The 15,924-nt window shown below is 71.4% G+C and carries 20 protein-coding genes; 11 read left to right on the forward strand and 9 right to left on the reverse strand.

What is annotated here, in order from left to right; translation table 11 throughout:
* The first annotated feature begins 139 nt into the window (after window positions 1-139).
* On the forward strand, window positions 140-292 hold the full coding sequence (locus tag OHS18_RS21305; protein ID WP_328450013.1) for a hypothetical protein: 153 nt from the start codon (window positions 140-142) through the stop codon (window positions 290-292).
* A 66-nt stretch (window positions 293-358) separates the two neighbouring features.
* Here OHS18_RS21305 and OHS18_RS21310 read toward each other — a convergent pair whose 3' ends face one another.
* Window positions 359-727 carry a MerR family transcriptional regulator gene (locus OHS18_RS21310; RefSeq protein WP_328450011.1) on the reverse strand — a complete coding sequence of 123 codons (369 nt, stop codon included), beginning with the start codon at window positions 725-727 and terminating at the stop codon, window positions 359-361.
* Window positions 728-791: 64 nt separating this feature from the next.
* Here OHS18_RS21310 and OHS18_RS21315 point away from each other — a divergent pair, with 64 nt between their 5' ends.
* Complete coding sequence (locus tag OHS18_RS21315) at window positions 792-1,931, forward strand: MFS transporter (protein WP_328450009.1); 1,140 nt, start codon at window positions 792-794, stop codon at window positions 1,929-1,931.
* 47 nt (window positions 1,932-1,978) lie between these two features.
* On the opposite strand, the gene OHS18_RS21320 is transcribed toward OHS18_RS21315, so the two are convergent.
* A complete protein-coding gene (locus OHS18_RS21320) occupies window positions 1,979-3,190 on the reverse strand; it encodes a glycoside hydrolase family 18 protein (protein ID WP_328618250.1) in 1,212 nt (403 codons plus the stop codon).
* A gap of 172 nt (window positions 3,191-3,362) precedes the next feature.
* On the opposite strand from OHS18_RS21320, the gene OHS18_RS21325 reads away from it, so the two are divergent.
* Window positions 3,363-3,755, forward strand: coding sequence for a hypothetical protein (locus OHS18_RS21325; RefSeq protein WP_328450005.1), 393 nt, complete (start codon window positions 3,363-3,365; stop codon window positions 3,753-3,755).
* Window positions 3,756-3,795: 40 nt separating this feature from the next.
* On the opposite strand, the gene OHS18_RS21330 is transcribed toward OHS18_RS21325, so the two are convergent.
* Both OHS18_RS21330 and OHS18_RS21335 read right to left on the reverse strand, forming a co-directional pair.
* A complete protein-coding gene (locus OHS18_RS21330) occupies window positions 3,796-5,160 on the reverse strand; it encodes a pyridoxal phosphate-dependent decarboxylase family protein (protein WP_328618251.1) in 1,365 nt (454 codons plus the stop codon).
* A gap of 10 nt (window positions 5,161-5,170) precedes the next feature.
* On the reverse strand, window positions 5,171-5,752 hold the full coding sequence (locus OHS18_RS21335; protein ID WP_328618252.1) for a YdeI/OmpD-associated family protein: 582 nt from the start codon (window positions 5,750-5,752) through the stop codon (window positions 5,171-5,173).
* Window positions 5,753-5,837: 85 nt separating this feature from the next.
* Between OHS18_RS21335 and OHS18_RS21340 the strand changes: the two genes are divergently transcribed.
* Window positions 5,838-6,371 (forward strand): GNAT family N-acetyltransferase, encoded by a 534-nt coding sequence (locus OHS18_RS21340; protein WP_328449999.1) that lies wholly within the window; start codon window positions 5,838-5,840, stop codon window positions 6,369-6,371.
* Here OHS18_RS21340 and OHS18_RS21345 read toward each other — a convergent pair.
* A complete protein-coding gene (locus tag OHS18_RS21345) occupies window positions 6,361-6,828 on the reverse strand; it encodes a nitroreductase family deazaflavin-dependent oxidoreductase (RefSeq protein ID WP_328618548.1) in 468 nt (155 codons plus the stop codon). The two genes, OHS18_RS21340 and OHS18_RS21345, sit on opposite strands and share 11 nt — an antisense overlap.
* A gap of 102 nt (window positions 6,829-6,930) precedes the next feature.
* The gene (locus tag OHS18_RS21350) at window positions 6,931-8,910 is read right to left on the reverse strand and encodes a glycosyl hydrolase family 28-related protein (RefSeq protein ID WP_328618253.1); all 1,980 of its coding nucleotides are present in this window, start codon (window positions 8,908-8,910) and stop codon (window positions 6,931-6,933) included.
* Between the two features lie 175 nt (window positions 8,911-9,085).
* Between OHS18_RS21350 and OHS18_RS21355 the strand changes: the two genes are divergently transcribed.
* The 4 genes from OHS18_RS21355 (at window position 9,086) to OHS18_RS21370 (ending at window position 11,758) form a co-directional block, all read left to right on the forward strand.
* On the forward strand, window positions 9,086-9,715 hold the full coding sequence (locus OHS18_RS21355) for a class I SAM-dependent methyltransferase (RefSeq protein ID WP_328618254.1): 630 nt from the start codon (window positions 9,086-9,088) through the stop codon (window positions 9,713-9,715).
* A gap of 119 nt (window positions 9,716-9,834) precedes the next feature.
* Entirely contained in the window at window positions 9,835-11,022 is a 1,188-nt protein-coding gene (locus OHS18_RS21360; RefSeq protein WP_328618255.1) for a PucR family transcriptional regulator, read from the forward strand.
* Between the two features lie 50 nt (window positions 11,023-11,072).
* Window positions 11,073-11,552: a DUF2975 domain-containing protein gene (locus OHS18_RS21365; protein WP_328618256.1), complete on the forward strand. Its 480-nt coding sequence runs from the start codon at window positions 11,073-11,075 to the stop codon at window positions 11,550-11,552.
* Window positions 11,552-11,758, forward strand: a complete 207-nt coding sequence (locus OHS18_RS21370; protein ID WP_247056639.1) for a helix-turn-helix domain-containing protein — start codon at window positions 11,552-11,554, stop codon at window positions 11,756-11,758. Before OHS18_RS21365 ends, OHS18_RS21370 begins: the two co-directional genes overlap by 1 nt.
* 48 nt (window positions 11,759-11,806) lie before the next feature.
* On the opposite strand, the gene OHS18_RS21375 is transcribed toward OHS18_RS21370, so the two are convergent.
* Together OHS18_RS21375 and OHS18_RS21380 are read right to left on the reverse strand one after the other, a co-directional pair.
* Window positions 11,807-12,322, reverse strand: a complete 516-nt coding sequence (locus OHS18_RS21375) for a hypothetical protein (RefSeq protein WP_328449987.1) — start codon at window positions 12,320-12,322, stop codon at window positions 11,807-11,809.
* Between the two features lie 125 nt (window positions 12,323-12,447).
* The gene (locus OHS18_RS21380) at window positions 12,448-12,921 is read right to left on the reverse strand and encodes a MarR family winged helix-turn-helix transcriptional regulator (RefSeq protein ID WP_328618257.1); all 474 of its coding nucleotides are present in this window, start codon (window positions 12,919-12,921) and stop codon (window positions 12,448-12,450) included.
* 86 nt (window positions 12,922-13,007) lie between these two features.
* On the opposite strand from OHS18_RS21380, the gene OHS18_RS21385 reads away from it, so the two are divergent.
* The gene (locus OHS18_RS21385; RefSeq protein WP_328618258.1) at window positions 13,008-13,415 is read left to right on the forward strand and encodes a RidA family protein; all 408 of its coding nucleotides are present in this window, start codon (window positions 13,008-13,010) and stop codon (window positions 13,413-13,415) included.
* 42 nt (window positions 13,416-13,457) lie between these two features.
* Window positions 13,458-14,018, forward strand: coding sequence for a hypothetical protein (locus tag OHS18_RS21390; protein ID WP_328618259.1), 561 nt, complete (start codon window positions 13,458-13,460; stop codon window positions 14,016-14,018).
* A 65-nt stretch (window positions 14,019-14,083) separates the two neighbouring features.
* Here the strand turns inward: OHS18_RS21390 and OHS18_RS21395 are convergent, their stop codons facing one another.
* A complete protein-coding gene (locus OHS18_RS21395) occupies window positions 14,084-14,581 on the reverse strand; it encodes a hypothetical protein (RefSeq protein WP_328449979.1) in 498 nt (165 codons plus the stop codon).
* A gap of 259 nt (window positions 14,582-14,840) precedes the next feature.
* Here OHS18_RS21395 and OHS18_RS21400 point away from each other — a divergent pair, with 259 nt between their 5' ends.
* Complete coding sequence (locus OHS18_RS21400; protein WP_328449977.1) at window positions 14,841-15,923, forward strand: DUF3068 domain-containing protein; 1,083 nt, start codon at window positions 14,841-14,843, stop codon at window positions 15,921-15,923.
* The last annotated feature ends 1 nt before the right edge of the window (window position 15,924 follow it).

The following is a 15,924-nucleotide window of genomic DNA, read 5'->3' on the forward strand; positions in this document are numbered from 1 at the left end:
AGCTAGGGCCGTCCGCACGGCGGCGGCAGGGGCGGTTTCGGCCAGTGTCCGGTACCGGCCGGCCGGCGGTGGCCGGTACCGGACAGTGGCCGCACCCGCCCGGTGCGCGCGCCGGCGCGGCTCTCCTACGGTCGTGGACATGGGTGACGAGGCGCCCCCGCGCTGGTGGGGTGAGGAGGGCGCCCGTCCCCGCCCGGACCCGGCGGGCTGGTGGCCGGAAGCCGACACGCTGCACTGGGTGCAGGCCCCGGCGACGGCATCCGCCCCGGCCGAAGCGGCGCTGCCCTCGTAACGCCGTGAATGGCCCATCGAGGGACTTGAAGTCCCTCGATGGGCCATTCACGGACCTGGGCGAGGGTCAGGCGCGGTTGTACTCGCGGACCGCGTCCAGGTAGCCGGAAATCGCGTCCCGGTTGCGCAGCAGGCATTCCGCTCGGCGGGCCATGCGGTCGCGTTCCGCTTCCAGGGTCGCCAGCATCTCCGGGGTCGCGTCCGGGAAGTAGATGGCGCGGGGTTTGTCCAGGCACGGCAGGATCTGCTTGATGATCCGGGTCGGCAGGCCGGCGTCCAGCAGGCCGCGGACCTGGATCACGCGGTCGACCGTCGCGGTGTCGTAGTCGCGGTAGCCGTTGGCGCCGCGGGACGCGATGATGAGGCCCTGCTCCTCGTAGTACCGCAGCAGCCGCCGGGACGTGCCCGTGCGCTCGGAGAGCTCGCCGATCCGCATGTGTGCCACCTCACGTCCGCCGGACTGGACCATCACATCCATGTGAGGGTTCGAGCATAACGGCATGAGGACTCCCGCTCTGCTCGCCCTGACCACCGCCGCGTTCGTCACGGTGCTCACCGAGGCCCTGCCCGCGGGCGTGCTGCCCGGCATGAGCGCCGGGCTGCGTGTCGGCGAGTCCGCGGCCGGCCAGGCCGTGACGATCTACGCGCTCGGCACCGCGCTCACCGCGATCCCGCTGGCCGCGGCGACGTCGACCTGGCGGCGCAAACGTTTGCTGCTGACCGGGGTGGCCGGGTTCGCCGTCGCCAACACCGTGACGGCGCTGTCCGCGGACTACGCGCTGACGATGGTGGCCCGGTTCGTCGCCGGGATCGCGGCGGGCGTCGTCTGGGCGCTGCTGGCCGGGTACGCGCGCCGCCTGGCGCCCGCGGGCCGCGAGGGCAAGGCGATCGCGATCGTGATGGCGGGCATCCCGCTCGCGCTGTCGCTGGGCATTCCCGCCGGGACGTTCCTCGGCGGCCTGCTCGGCTGGCGCTCGGCGTTCGGCGTGATGTCGGTGCTCGCGGTCGTGCTGCTGGCGTGGATCGCCGCCGGCGTCCCGGACCACCCGGGACAGCCTCGCGGCGGCCGGCTGCCGGTGCTGCGCACGCTCACCGTGCCGGGCGTGACGCCGGTCCTGGTCGTGACGCTCGTGTTCGTGCTGGCCCACACCGTGCTCTACACCTACGTCGCCGCGTTCCTCGGCCACGCCGGGCTCGGCGGTTCGGTGGACGTCGTCCTGCTGGTGTTCGGGGTCGCGTCGATGGCGGGCATCGGGATCGTCGGCGCCCGGATCGACCGCGCGCTGCGGCGGCTCACGATCCTCAGCACGGTCCTGGTCGCCGTCGCCGCGGTCCTCATGGTGGCGGGCAGTCCGGCCCTGATCTACGTCGCCGTCGCGCTGTGGGGCCTCGGCTGGGGCGGCGTCCCGACGCTGCTGCAGACCGCCGCCGGCAACGCCGGTGGCGAGGCCGCGGACAACGCGCAGGCCATGCTCGTCACGTTGTGGAACGCCGCGATGGCCGCGGGCGGCGTGACCGGCGGGGTCCTGCTCGACACCGCCGGTCCGGCGGCCTTCCCGTGGACGCTGCTCGTGCTCCTGGTGCCGGTGCTCGCCGTGGTGCTCGGCGCGCGGCGCCACGGGTTCCCGCAGCAGTCGTGAATGGACGAAGGGCCCGGGCGGCTTCGCCACCCGGGCCCTCCAGCTTTTCAGCAGCGGCCGGACGAGATGGCCCGCAGCAGTTCCGCGTTGGCCGTGTCGCCCGACAGCTCCCAGGCGAACACCCCGCCCAGGCCCTGCGACTTCGCGTAACCCGCCTTGGCCGCGGCCGTCTCGGGGGTGTCGTAGCTCCACCACTGCGAGCCGCACTTGGCGTACGCCGTGCCCGCGACCTTGCCGTTGGCCGGGCAGGTCGTCTTGAGGACCTTGTAGTCCTCGACGCCGGCTTCGTAGGTGCCCGGGGCGGGGCCGGTGGCCGTGCCGCCCGGCTGCTTCTGCGTGACGCCGTCCCAGCCGCGGCCGTAGAACCCGAGGCCCAGCAACATCTTCGACGACGGCACGCCCTGGTGGCGCAGCTTCTGGATGGCCGCGTCGGCGTAGAACCCGGCGGTCGGGATGCCCGGGTAGGACCGCAGCGGCGAGTGCGGCGCGGTGGGCCCGGCCGGGCTGCCCCCGGCGACGAAGTAGTCGTAGGTCATCACGTTGTACCAGTCGAGGTAGCGGCTCGCCCCGGCGTAGTCGTTCGCGTCGATCTTGCCGTTCTTCGACCCGTCCGCGGTGATGGCGCCCGTGACGAGCTGGTGCCCGAACTTCGCGCGCAGCGCCTTGACCAGGCCCGTGAACGCCTTCGGCCCGCTGGTGTCGCAGGTCAGGCCGCAGGCGTTGGGGTACTCCCAGTCGATGTCGATGCCGTCGAAGACCCCGGCCCAGCGCGGGTCGTTGACCAGGTTGTAGCAGGACTCGGCGAACGCGGCCGGGTTCTTCGCCGCCTCGGTGAAGCCGCCCGACCAGGTCCAGCCGCCGAACGACCAGATCACCTTGAGCTTCGGGTTCAGCTTCTTCAGCTCCAGGAGCTGGTTGAAGCTGCCGTGCAGCGTGCCGGTGTCCGCCTGGCCGTCGACGCTCATCGACGCGTCGTAGGGCATGTCGTGGTCGGCCCACGGGTCGCCGACCGCGCAGCCGCCGCCGGTCACGTTGCCGAAGGCGTAGTTGATGTGGGTCAGCTTCGCGGCCGAACCGGACGTCTGGATGTCCTTGACGTGGTAGTTGCGGGCGTAGACGTCCCAGTCGGCGAAGTAGGCCATCACCTTGTCCCGGGACTGGTTGCCGTGGGACTGGCCGGCCTCGGCGACGGCCGGGGTGGCCACGGACGCGACGGACAGGGCCAGCGCGGCAGCGGCGATCGCGGCGCGTTTTCTCATGCGGAGCACGGCTTTCCCTTCAGGGTCAAGGGTCCTTCGGCGAACCGGCCGGTCGGACCGGCTGAGGTTAACAGGTCCAGACCACTGCGGACAGAGCGAAAGGTCTGCCGCGAACAGATTTCCCGGTCGTGTCGCAGCCGGGTCCGGATTCACGATGTGCGAAGATCCCCGCATGACGGAGTTCGGCTGCGCCCGCTGCTACGGCAAAGACGCCCTGACCGCGATGGCGTTCTGCACGACCCGGCTTCGCGAAACCCACCGCTTGGTGCAGCAGTCGCACTTCGGCGTTTCCCTGCGCGAATGTCCGGAATGCGGCCAGGCGTTCGCCTCGATCTTCACCGAGTTCGTCGACTGGACCGGCGGCGAGGACGCCCAGTTCTTCGACATCGTGCCGCTGACCGGCACCGAGGTGATCTCGTTGGCGGCACAGGGTTCCGGCGTCGACCTGGTCACCCTGGGCGCGCTCGGCAGCAGGCGGCGGCGGCTCTCGTCGGCCTGGCCGACCGGCGGCGCGAAGACGATTTCGTGGAAATCGGAGCCGCTTTCGGTGCGCGAAGGCCACTGACACCCTTCAGGAACGCCCGCCCTTCAGGACCGCCCGCCTTTCAGGACCGCCCGGCCAGCCGGAGGATCGCCGCCGCCGAACGGTCGACGTCATCCTCCGTCGTGGACCAGTTCGACACCGAAATCCGCAGGTACCGGCGGCCGCGCCAGGTGGTACCGCCGAGCCAGCACGTGCCGTCGCGCTGGATCGCCGTGATCAGCGCGTCGGTGCGGGTGTCGTCGCCGAAGGACACCAGGACCTGGTTGAGGACGACGTCGTTGGCGATCTCCGCGCCGCCCTCGGCGAGGGTCACCGCGAACCGGCGGGCCAAGCGGCAGCAGCGGTCGACGAGTTCGGCCACGCCGTCGCGGCCCAGTTCGCGCAGCGCCGCCCACACGGCGAACCCGCGGGCGCGCCGCGACGACTCCGGCGTGAGGTCGCCCATGCCGGCCACCTCACCCGCGCCGACCAGGTAGGCCGCGCGGTTGGCGAAGGCCGCGGCGTGCACGTCCGGCCGGGCGCAGAAGACGAACCCCGAGTCGTAGGGCACGTTGAGCCACTTGTGCCCGTCGCAGGCCCAGGAGTCGGCCAGCTCGACGCCGTCGAGCAGCGCCGCCGTGGCCGGGTTGGCCGCGGCCCACAGGCCGAACGCGCCGTCGACGTGCACCCAGGCGTCGCCGGCGGCTTCGCGGGCGGCTCGGAGGTCGTCGCACGCGCCGGTGTTCACGTTGCCCGCCTGCAGGCAGACGATCACCGGGCCGGTCCCGGCGGCCAGCACCCGTTGCAGGTCGGCGACGTCGATCGCGCCCTGCGGGCCGGCGGCGACCTCGTCGACGGCGGCTGTGCCGAAGCCGAGCAGCCGCAGCGCGCGGTCGATCGTCGCGTGCCGTTCGGCGCTCGCGACCACGCGGACGCGCGGGGCGCCGAAGAGCCCGTCGCGTCCGGCGTCCCAGCCCGCTTCGGCGAGCACGTGGTGGCGCGCGGCGGCGAGCCCGGCGGTGTTCGCCGCCTGCCCGCCGGTCACGAACCCGGCGGACGCGGTGGCCGGGATGCCGAGCAGGTCCTTGAGCCAGCCGCCGGCGGCGTCTTCCGCAGCCGCGGCGGCGGGTGAGAGCACGGCGTTGAAGGCGTTCTGGTCCCAGCCCGCGGCGAGGACGTCGGCGGCCGTCGCGGCGGGCAGTCCGCCGCCGATGACGAACCCGAAGAACCGCGGCCCGGCCGTGGCCATCAGCCCGGGCTCGGCGGCCCGTGCGAGGTGTTCGAGCACTTCGGACGGCGGGCTCGGGTCCTTCGGCAGCGGGCCGCCGAAGCCCGCGCGCACCGCGGCGGCATCGCCGGCCGGGACCACCGGCCGCCCGGCCAGGCTTTCGCGGTAGTCCGCGGCCAGCGCGGCGGCCCGGGCCAGGAGATCACGCGTCTCGTCCACGGACCCGACTCTAGGCGGCCTTCGGGTGTGCGGCCCGCACGTTTTCCCGGGCCAGCTCCGCGGTCGTCGCGATCCGGCGCTGCCGCGTCTCCGGGCGCTTCGCCTTGGCGATCCACTCCAGGATCAACCGGCGGGACGACGGCGGGAACGCGGCGAAGTGCCCGGCCCCGACCGGGTCGAACGCACGCGCCAGATCCGGCGGGACGACGCCGTCCTGCGCCTCGGCCAGCGCGTCCCACGTGCCGGTGCGGCGGGCGAGGTCGACCACCGCCTGCCCGGCCGGCGTCATCAGGCCGGCTGCGGTCAGCCGCGCCACGCGGTCGCGGTTCACCCGGCTCCACGTGCTCTTCGGATTCCGCGGCGTGAAGCAGAGGTACGTGCTTTCCGCGTCGCGCCTGAGCGCTTTGCTGTCGATCCAGCCGAAACACAGGGCCTGCTCCATCGCCTCGTGCACCAGCACCCCCGGCGCGCCGCTGTGCTTGCGCCGGATCACCAGCCACACCGACCTCGCGGTGCCGCGCGACGCGAGCCACTCCCGCCACTGCGCGACCGACGTGACCTGCACCACCGCGATGCCTTCCAAAGTCTCCATGCCCACATCATCGGGGGTGAAGTGTTCACCTTCTGAGCACTTTCGCGGGGGAACAATCGGGGGCCCCGCGGCGTAGCGTCTTGATATGGAAACTGCGCTGAGCACCGACCGGCTCGTGATCCGGGACTGGACGGTGGACGACGCCGAGGCCGCGTTCGAGATCTACGGCGCGGAAGACGTCACGCACTGGCTGACGCCGGCCATGGACCGCGTCAGCGATGTCGGCGCCATGCGTGCCGTCCTGAACGCGTGGCAGGAGGCGCAGCCCAACCTCTGGCCGCCGCGCGGGCGCTGGGCCGTGGAGCGCAAGGAGGACGGCGCCGTGATCGGCGGCCTCGGCATCCGGCTGCTGCCGCCGTTCGAAGAGGACCTCGAGCTGAGCTGGCAGCTCAGCCCCGGCGCCTGGGGCCAGGGGTACGCGTCGGAGGCGTCACAGGCCCTCATCCAGTGGGCGTTCACGCAGGACACCGACGAGCTGTTCGCGGTCGCCCGGCCGAACAACACGCGCGCGATCGCCGTCGCCAAGCGCCTTGGCATGCAGTGGGTCGGCGAGACCGACAAGTACTACAACCTGCGGCTGCAGGTGTACCGGATCCGGCACACCGACCTCATCGACTGACCGGCTCCAGCAGGAAGACGCGGATCTCGCGGTGCTCGGCCCGCACGGCGTACCGGTCGTACGCGGGCCAGTACTCCGCGACGGCGTCCCACATCTCCTGACGCTCGTCCCCGGTCAGCAGCCGCGCGGTGACCTCGGCCGTCCGGCCGCCGATCTTGACCGTCGCCCGGGGCTGGGCCAGGAGGTTCGCCGACCACGCCGGGTGCGCCTCGCCGCCCCAGTTCGAGCCGATGACGACGTACCCGCCGGCGCGCTCGACGTAGAGCAGCGGCACCTGACGCGGTTCGCCGCTGCGGCGCCCGAGCGTGGTGAGCAGCAGCGTCCGCAGCCCGACCGCGGTGCCGACGCCGACCCGGCCGCCGCTGATCCGCAGCAGCACCCGGTCGGCCGGCATCAGCGCCCGCCCGACCACCGCGAACGCCTTGCTCTTGCCGAACCCCGCGAACACACCCCGCAACCCAGCCACACCCGGAACCCTAGCCGCCGGTCTGCCGCGGCCGGTCGTGAGTGGTCAGGGCGGTTCTAACCGCCCTGACCACTCACGACCCGCGGGCGGCACTCACCAAGCGGCGGGGGCGGGTGGCGGGACCACCGGGGGCCGGTCGTCGCAGGTGATCGTGTTCGGGAGGAGCCACGGGGCAAGCCAGCTCGAATTGCCGCCGAGGTCGGTCAGCGAGAACTCCGAGCCCGTCGGCGGGAAGTCGAACGACCCGCAGTTGTTGACGCCGACCGCGCCGACGTTGCGGGCGCCGACGTTCCGGAACGACGCCGAGCCGGCCGCGCGGGCGCTCAGCACCGACGTCCCGGCGCCGTCGACGCGCAGGTCCGCGAACTTCAGGCCGTTGATCGAATACAGGTCCTTCACCGGGAAGTCGCTGACCAGCATGATCGCGTTGTAGGTGTTGTCGAGGAAGTGGTCGCCGGTAACCTGGATGTCGGCGTCGATGTTCTTCTCCAGGGCGTAGAACCAGATCGCGCCGAGCCCGATCTTCCAGTTCAGCTCGAAGGTCCCGGCCCGGACGGTCGTGTTGTCCGTGATCCGCACGTACCCGGTGAACGCCTCGGCGCCGAAGCGCGAGCCGACCTGGATCGCGCTGCCCTCGCGGATCGGGTCGGCGACCAGGTTGGCCGAGACGGTCGTGTCGGTGCCGCCGTAGAGCGCGATCCCGTTGGCCAGCACCGGCGTCTGGACGGTGTTGTGGCTGAACGTGTTGCGCGCGTTCTCGATCTTCTCCGACCACATCGCGAGGCCGTCGTCGCCGGTGTTGCGCACGAAGTTGTTCGCCACCAACGAGTCCGTGACGCCGGTGTGGAAGTTCAGGCCGTCGGCGATCTGGTCGGCGATGACGTTGTCCGTGATGCGCGTGTTCTTCATCGGACCGTCGAACCACAGGCCGACCTTGGTGTGGTGCAGGTAGAGACCGTCCACAGTGGAGTCGCTGAGCGCGCCGCCGATGGCGTTGACCTGGTCGGTGTCGATCCGCTCCCGGACGTCGCCGACGATCGCGAAGCCGGCGAGGTGGACGTGGTGACTGCCGCCGGCGGCGGCGTCACGGCCGTAGAAGCCGACGCCGGTGTGCACCGAGCCGTCCGGCGCGGGCGTGTCCAGCTTGACCTCGTGGCCCTTGACGATCGTGTACCAGTTGCCGGCGCCTTCGATCGTGACGTCGTCGACGATGATGTGCCGGTTGACCTGGTAGGTGCCGGGCGGCAGGTAGACCTTGAGGTGCGCCCGGCGGGCGAAGGTGATCGCGCGGTCGATCGCGTCGGCCGAGTCACGCCTGCCGGTCGGGTCGGCGCCGAAGAACAGGACGTTGGCCGCGATCAGGTCGACGCGCGGTGGCGCGACGAGCTCGGAGTCGAGCAGGTCGACGACCGTCCACGCGGCGGGCGTCCCGGCCGGGACGGTGAGCCGGACCCGGTCCCCCGCCCGGTAGGTCTGGCCGAGCAGCAGGCGCTGTTCGTCGTAGAAGTGGTTGGGGCGGAAGGGTTTCGTGACGACCGGCGATGGGGTGGTCGCCACGGGCACGCACGCGCACTCGGTGATCCACCAGTCCGGGTGCAGCAGGTCCGCGTCCGGGTCGTTCGTGAACGGGTACTGGTTGTACAGCCACGCGTACTGCGAGGTCAGCGTCATCGGCTGCCGGTGGCCGCCGTTGACGGTGACGTCCAGCGGCGCGGTGATCCCGCCGCCGTGCGGCGCGTCCGGGATGCTGTAGCGGACGGTGATCGCGTTGGCCGCCGCGGGCAGCGTGAACTCGACGTGCTGGCCCGCGGTGAGTTTCACGGCGCGACGGCCGGACGCCTCGGCGGGCAGCGTGTAGGCCGAGCGGTCCGGGCCGATCACGGCACCGTCGGTGCGGGCGTTCTCCGCTTCCTGCTCGGCGAAGCCGACTGCGGCGCCGCGCCCCGCGACCAGCGCGGGATCGAGCGCGGCGCGCGTCACCACCGGCCGGTCGGTGGCCGCCGACGCCGGAGCGGCCACGGAAAACAGGGTGAGGACCGCGACCAGCACGGCTCCGAAGGTGCGTCGCGCCATCGCGGACCTCGTTTCGCTCGGGAGTGCCCTGAAGAGCGCCCGGAAGAGTAGGCGGAAGAGTAGGTCGCCCTTCGCCCTCACCACAAGGTGTTGCCGCGATTTTGCCCGAACTTACTCGGTACTTGCAGGTATCAATACAGAAGTTGCGCAACCGGACGTCTGGCAAGGTGGGTCCATGACTCGTCCCGAATCCGCCGCCGAAGTCTTCGACGCGCTCGGCAAGGACTACGAACACGCCTTCCGCACCGCGACCGCCCAGCGGGACGCGATCACGGCGTTGATCGCATCACTGCCTCCGCAGGCGAAGGTGCTCGACCTCGGGTCGGGCACCGGGCGCCCGACCGCCGAACTGCTGGCCGAGGCGGGCCACGACGTCACCGGCTACGACGTCGCGCCGAAGATGGTGGAGATCGCGCGCGCCCAGGTGCCCGAGGCCCGGTTCGAGCTCGGCGACCAGCGCGAGCTGACCTTCGAGGACGGTTCCTGGGACGCGGTCACGACGTTCTTCTCGCTGCTGCAGCTGACGCGCGCGGAGCAGGAGACCGTGATCGGCCGGCTGGCGGCGTGGGTGAAGCCGGGCGGCCTGGTGCTGCTGGCCACGGTGCCGGCCGATGTGGACGGGCTCGACATCGTCTTCATGGGACACCCGGTGCGCGCGAGCAGTTTCACCCCCGAGGCGCTGGCCGGGCTGCTGCGCGCGGCCGGGCTCGAGATCGTCCGCGAGGAGCAGGCGGAGTTCGTCCCGGACCACCCCGGCGCCACCCCCGAGCCGCACGTCTACCTCACCGCGCGGCGCCCTTCGTGAACCCGGTTTCGTGAGTCAGTCGTGGCGTCAACCCCTCACCGGGAAGATCGCCCGGCGGATATGAATTTTGCTCAAGTTCGTGCGTATCCCCGCCACCGGAACCCGAGCTAAAGTGAGGAATGGGCATCGAAGCTCTGGCCAGGCCGGTACCTCGCGAACACCGTGAGCTGGTGCGCGAGATGCTGGGCAGGCTGCCGGAGTTCGCCGATCGCCTCGCCCGGCTGCTCAGCACGGAAGACGAGTTCTACCGCCAGGTCGACCACGTCGCGCCGGCCGAGCTGCGCAAGGTCTGCCACGCCAACCTCGAACGCGCGCTGACGGCGCTGGCCGACGGCCACGGCCTCGCGCTCGACGCGGCCCGCAAGACCGGGCTCGTCCAAGCGCGGCAAGGGATTCCGCTGCCGGCCGTGCTGCGCGCGTTCCGGATCGGCGGCACGTTCGTCTACGAGGCGCTGCTGGAGCTGGCCGGCCCCGAGTTCCTCAACTCCACCCGGACGATCGAGATCAACTCCTACGTCTGGAAGGCGATCGACCTCTACTCGGACGCGCTGACCACGGCGTACGACGAGGTCGCGGCCGAGCCGTCGCACGCGAACGCGCGCCGGCTGGACGACCTGCTGCGCGGGCGCCTGGCCGGCCAGTCCGAAATGGAGGCCGCGGCCCGCGAGCTGGGGCTGCCGACCGCGGGCATGTTCGTCGCCGTCGTCACCGAACGAGTCGAACCGGATGGACAGGACGGACAGGACACGGTCGAGGCCTTGATGCGGGCGCGGCGCTGGCGGTCGGCGTGGCGCCCCGGTGGCGAAGCGGGCCTGGTCGCGATCGACCGGATCGAAGACCTCCGGCGGCTGCGGGAAGTGCTGGGTTCACTGCCGGTCGCGGCCGGGCTGAGCCGGCCGTTCGCCGGGTTCCCGGACGTCCCGGACGCGCTGCACCGGGCCCGGATCGCGCGCCGCTCGCTGCCGTCGGCAACCGCCGGCGTGGTCGTGTTCGGCGACTCACCGGTGACGACCCTGGTCGCGGCCGCGCCGGGGATGGCCCGCGACGTCGTGCGGTCGGCGTTGTCGGGGGTTCTCACGCTGTCGGGCGCCGAGCGCAAGGTGCTGCTCGACACGCTGCTCGCGTGGTTCGCCGGCCACGGCTCGGCGAAGGAGGCGGCGGACCGGCTGTTCGTGCACCCCAACACCGTCCGCTACCGCCTGCGCCGCGTGCAGGAACTGACCAAGCGCGACCTGACCGACCCGGTCGACATCGGCGAGCTGTACGTCGCGTTGGAGTCCGTTCGGCTTGATCCGGAGCCATCGTAGATCGACAGCTACCGATTGACTTTCGATAGATAAGCGGCGATAGTCGTCGCATGCTCACCGAAAGACGCGCTGTCGCCGCGCTCCGGGTGTTCCTCGTCGTGCTGTTCGCCGTCCTCGTGGTGTTCCAGACGCTCTCGTTGCCCGGCGGGATCGCGTACACGACGTCGCAGAACCCGCACGACGCGCCGCTGCGGTGGCCGCTGACCGCGATCGCGGTGTTCCTGGTGCTGTGCGTCGAGGTCGTCGTCGTCGCGACCTGGAAGCTGCTGACCCTGGTCAAGAAGGACCGGATCTTCACCAGCGCGGCGCTGAAGTGGGTCGACGCCATCGTCTGGGCCGTGGCCGCCGCGTGGGTGGTCTTCGTCGGCATGCTGATCTTCGTCGGCTTCAACGCGGACGATCCGGGGATGCCGATGCTGCTGTTCCTGGTGACCGTCGGGATCACCGTGATCGGCCTGCTGATGGTGGTCATGCGCGCACTGCTGCGCCAGGCCACTACGCTGCGGACCGACATGGAAGCGGTCATCTGATGGCGATCGTCGTGCGCATCGACGTCGAACTGGCCAAGCGCAAGCTGAGCGTCGGGGAGTTCGCCGAGAAGGTCGGGCTGACGCCCGCCAACGTCGCCGTCCTCAAGAACGGCCGAGCCAAGGCCGTGCGGTTCAGCACCCTGGAAGCCATGTGCCGGGTCCTCGAATGCCAGCCCGGCGACCTGCTGGAGTGGGTCGACGACTAGGGCGCGTCCGACAACGCGGGTGGCGGAATCGGACACGTCCAAGTGAGGTCAAGCCTGCCCGGCCTGTGCCCACGCGATCAGGTCCCGGACACGCCCGGCCTCCGGCACGTCGACCAGTCCCGTCAGCATCAGGGGCCCCGACGGAGGAAGGAACGTCAAAGGGCCGCGCGAGAACCCGCTGAAGACGACGGTTCCGCTGCCGTCCCGCCGGATCCGGGCGACCGGCGGCGGCAGCGTGCCGAGGTACGCCGATGCGCGCGTCCTTCCCGAGAAGCGATCGGCCAGCACGATCCGCCGGTCGGTCACGACGTACTCGACACCGCGCCGCCCTCGCAACCTGATGACGACCGGCACCCAGAGGAACGCGACACCACTCACCCCGACGGCCCATGAGAAGAACGACAGCGGTTGGTGCCTCGCCACCGGGACCACGACGGTCGCGATCCCCCAGAACAGGCCGAACGCGAACTGGTACCAGTCGAACCGAGCGAAGACGAGCCGCTGTGGCCGTCCCGACCACAGCAGCCGCTCACCCGGCAGCAGAACATTCGTCGGCACGTCCACGGCGACCTCCCTGGGCTCCTTGCCGGGCTGACGCCCGGAAGGCCGTCCGGGTTGTCCTCGCAGCCGAACTGCCCGGTCCCGGCTGAACCGGCGCCGGCTCAGCCGGAGCCGCCCGAAGGACCGCCCTAGGCGAGATCGACCGGCCGCACCCGCAGCTTTTCGGCGATATGGGCCAGCGCCTGCTGATCGGCCGCGGTGAGCGGGTCGAGCACGAGCTGCCGCACGGCGGCCACGTGCGCCGGCGCCGCGGCGACGACCACCGCGTAACCGGCGTCGGTGAGCGCGGCGAGGGTGTAGCGGCCGTCCTCGGGGTCGGGTGAGCGCTCGACCCAGCCACGCTGCTCGAACCGCTTGACCACGTTGGACAGTCGCGAGAGCGAACCGTTGGCGAGGTAGGCGAGTTCGCTCATCCGCAGGCGCCGGTCCGGCGCCTCCGACATCTGGCTGAGCGTCAGGTATTCGAAGAGCGTGACGCCGGCTTCCTGCTGCAGCGGCGCCTCCAGCTTGCCCGGCAGCAACAGAATCAGCGAGATCAGCCCGGTCCAGGCGTCCTTTTCGGACGGCGTCAGCCAGCGAGGCCCGTCCGCGTCGCGTCCCATGGGAGGACTCTACCCAGCGCGCCATGACTTCACGCTTGAAGTCTGATACGGTGACTTCAAGCGTGAAGTCAACCGAAGGGAACCCCATGCCCGAGTTCTTCGTCACCCCCGGCTACGGCCCCAAGCACCTCGCCGCCCTGCACTACACGCAGGCGGTCCGGATCGGCGACCGCGTCGAAATCTCGGGCCAGGGCGGCTGGGACGACAACACGGCTTTCCCCGAGTCCCTCGAGGAGGAGATCGTCCGGGCCTTCGAGAACGTCGAGCGCACCCTGGCCACCGCGGGCGCCGGCTGGGCCGACGTCGTCGCGGTCGATTCGTTCCACCTCCCCACGGCCACCGACAGCATCGGCGACGACCACACGAGGGTGATGGTGGAGCAGTTCCGCAAGCGCATGGGCGACCGGGCGCCCATCTGGACCCAGATCGGCGTCGCGGCTTTGGGCGCGCCGGGGATGCGGGTGGAGATCCGGGCCACGGCCATCGTGAGCTGACGTCCGGCCGGCCCCCGGATTTTGTCGGGGGTGTCTGTGACGATGACGGAAACACCCGCCGCGGCGGAACCGGACCGCCGGTTCCGGCTGGAGGTCCGGCGCGACGTCGTCCAGGCCGAGCCGGCCGCCGCCGGATTGCCGGTGGCGCCGGGAGAACACCCGACCGGCACCGCCGGCGCGGTCGTGTACGTCGACGTGCCGGATCTGCGCGGCGTGGCGGTCGACTGGTACGAGCACACGATCCTGCTCGACGCGGCGCAGGAGGCCTGGGGCGAGGACCCGCACCGGGAAGGCGCGGAATGCGCGGCGTTCGGGCGGTTGACGTCCGCGATCGGGGCGGCCCTGGCCGGGGCGATGCGGACGATCCTGACGGCCGGCGGCCTGGAGGTCGCCGACGCCGGCAACGACTACCTGCCCGGCCGGTTCCTGGTGACCCGCATGGTGAGCCCGTCGGTGTGGCAGGCGCGGCGCGACGCCCGGTTCGCACGGCGCCACGAGTCGATGGTGGCGGCGTGGAACGCCCGGCACGCGGCCGATTGCCCGGACCCGGGCTGCGAAGTCCACCGGGAGGGCGGTGAGCCGGGAGCGGCCACGAACTCCTGACACGGCGAGCGGCCGAGCGCCGGCTGTAGCCGTCCGGCACCGGCCCTGGTCTGGTCCGGCCCAGGCTAGGCCGCGTCGAGCTCCACCAGCCTCGCCAGTTCCAGCAGCGTGCCCTCGAAGCCGGGGCCGGCGGTGAGCTCCACCGTGAGCGGACCTCCGCGCCGATCCGTGCCCACGGGAAGGGACACCGCCGGTTCCGTCCACTGGGGACGGTCCAGCGCGGCCGAGACGACGACGTCCGGCCGCCGCGCCGGGCGCCGGCGACCGCCGGCGTCCAGGTCCAGTACCACGTTGCCGTGCAACGAAAGCAGGGCCGCCACGTCGGCGACGGCGTCGCGCAGCTCGCGGTCGGCGATCGAATCCGAGTGGGCGCCGATCGCCGGGTGAGACGGCTCGCCGTCGTGGCCGAGGCGGGGGACGAACCGGGCGAGGTCGCCGCGGCCGCAGACGATGGCGCGGATGCCCGGGATGCCCGCCGACGGGTCGCTGAGGCTGACCCCGACGCTCGCGGCCGCCGCCACGATCCGGGCGCGCCAGCGGGCGGTGGCCGCGATCGCGACCATCGAAGAATCCTGCGACAAAGTGGGAATGCTCCTTGCGGTCCAGCGCGGCGGAGTGAGGATCGTCCGATCCTGGGCCCACGTCCGTTGTGCCCGGGAACAAACATGTTTGGTCGGTTGGTGCGAACGGCGGCCCACCTGCCGCCTTCCGGGCGTACCCGGTGTCTGTGACCGCGGGTCACACTTTGACGCCCGGCGTGGCGCGGGCCACTATCCGGGCACTGATTACCGCCCGGTAATTTGCGTGAAACCAGGAGGACCGTTGCGACGTGCTTTCGGCCTGATCTTGCTGGCACTGGGCGTTTTCGCGGTCGCCGGAGCCGTGCTGCTCCCGGCCTACGTCTACCCCAAGCTCGCCAAGGTGCCGCTCGACCAGGATTCGACGTCGACACTCGAAGGTACCGCGAGCCAGGTGCTCGCGGTGACCGACAACGGCTCCGGCCCGGTCTCGGCCATCCGCAAGGACGCCAAGCTGACCGCGGTGGCGCACGTGCAGGCGAACTTCGCGGCACCCGAGATGCACCAGGACACCGACTACGCGGTCTGGCTCCTGGCCGTCCAGGTCACCGACGACGCCGACAACACGGTGCTCAGCGCGAGCAAGCGGCAGGTCTGCTTCGACCGGCGCAGCGGCGAGGGCTACGAGCCGCGCGGGGAAACCGACCCGAAGTGCGACGCCAAGAGCAGCTACGTCACCGAACTGAAGGACAAGGCCGACAAGGACGGGCAGAAGCCGCCGGAGACGAACGACTACAAGCCGCAGCCCGGGCTGAACTTCAAGTTCCCGTTCGGCACCGAGCAGCAGGACTACAAGGTCTACGACGACAACACCGGCGCGGCCGTCACCGCCAGGTTCGCCGGCACCGAGACGGTCGACGGGATCGAGACCTACAAGTTCGTCCAGGACATCCCCGACACCAAGATCGCCACGAAGGACGTGCCGGGCTCACTGGTCGGCTCCCCCGATCCGACCGTGCAGGCCGACCTCTACTACCGCGGCGTCAACACGCTGTGGGTGGAGCCGGTCACCGGGATCGAGATGAAGCAGCAGCAACAGCAGCACCAGGAGCTGCGCGCCGGGACGAGCGGCACCTCGGCCGTGGTGTTCGACGGGACGCTCGCCTACACCGCGGAGACCGTCGCGAAGATGGCGGACCAGGTGAACGCGAACAAGGGCCGGCTGGAATTCCTCTCCAGCACCGGTCCGCTGTGGCTCGGCATCGGCGGCGGCGTGCTGATCATCGGCTCGATCGTGCTGCTGGCCCGGCGCCGGCGTCCCGAGCCCCCGGCCGCGCCGCGGGGGAAGCAGCCGCCGCGGAAGGTGCTCTTCACCGCCGGCCCCTGAA

Source organism: Amycolatopsis sp. NBC_00355 (genome assembly GCF_036104975.1).
Classification (GTDB): Bacteria; Actinomycetota; Actinomycetes; order Mycobacteriales; family Pseudonocardiaceae; genus Amycolatopsis.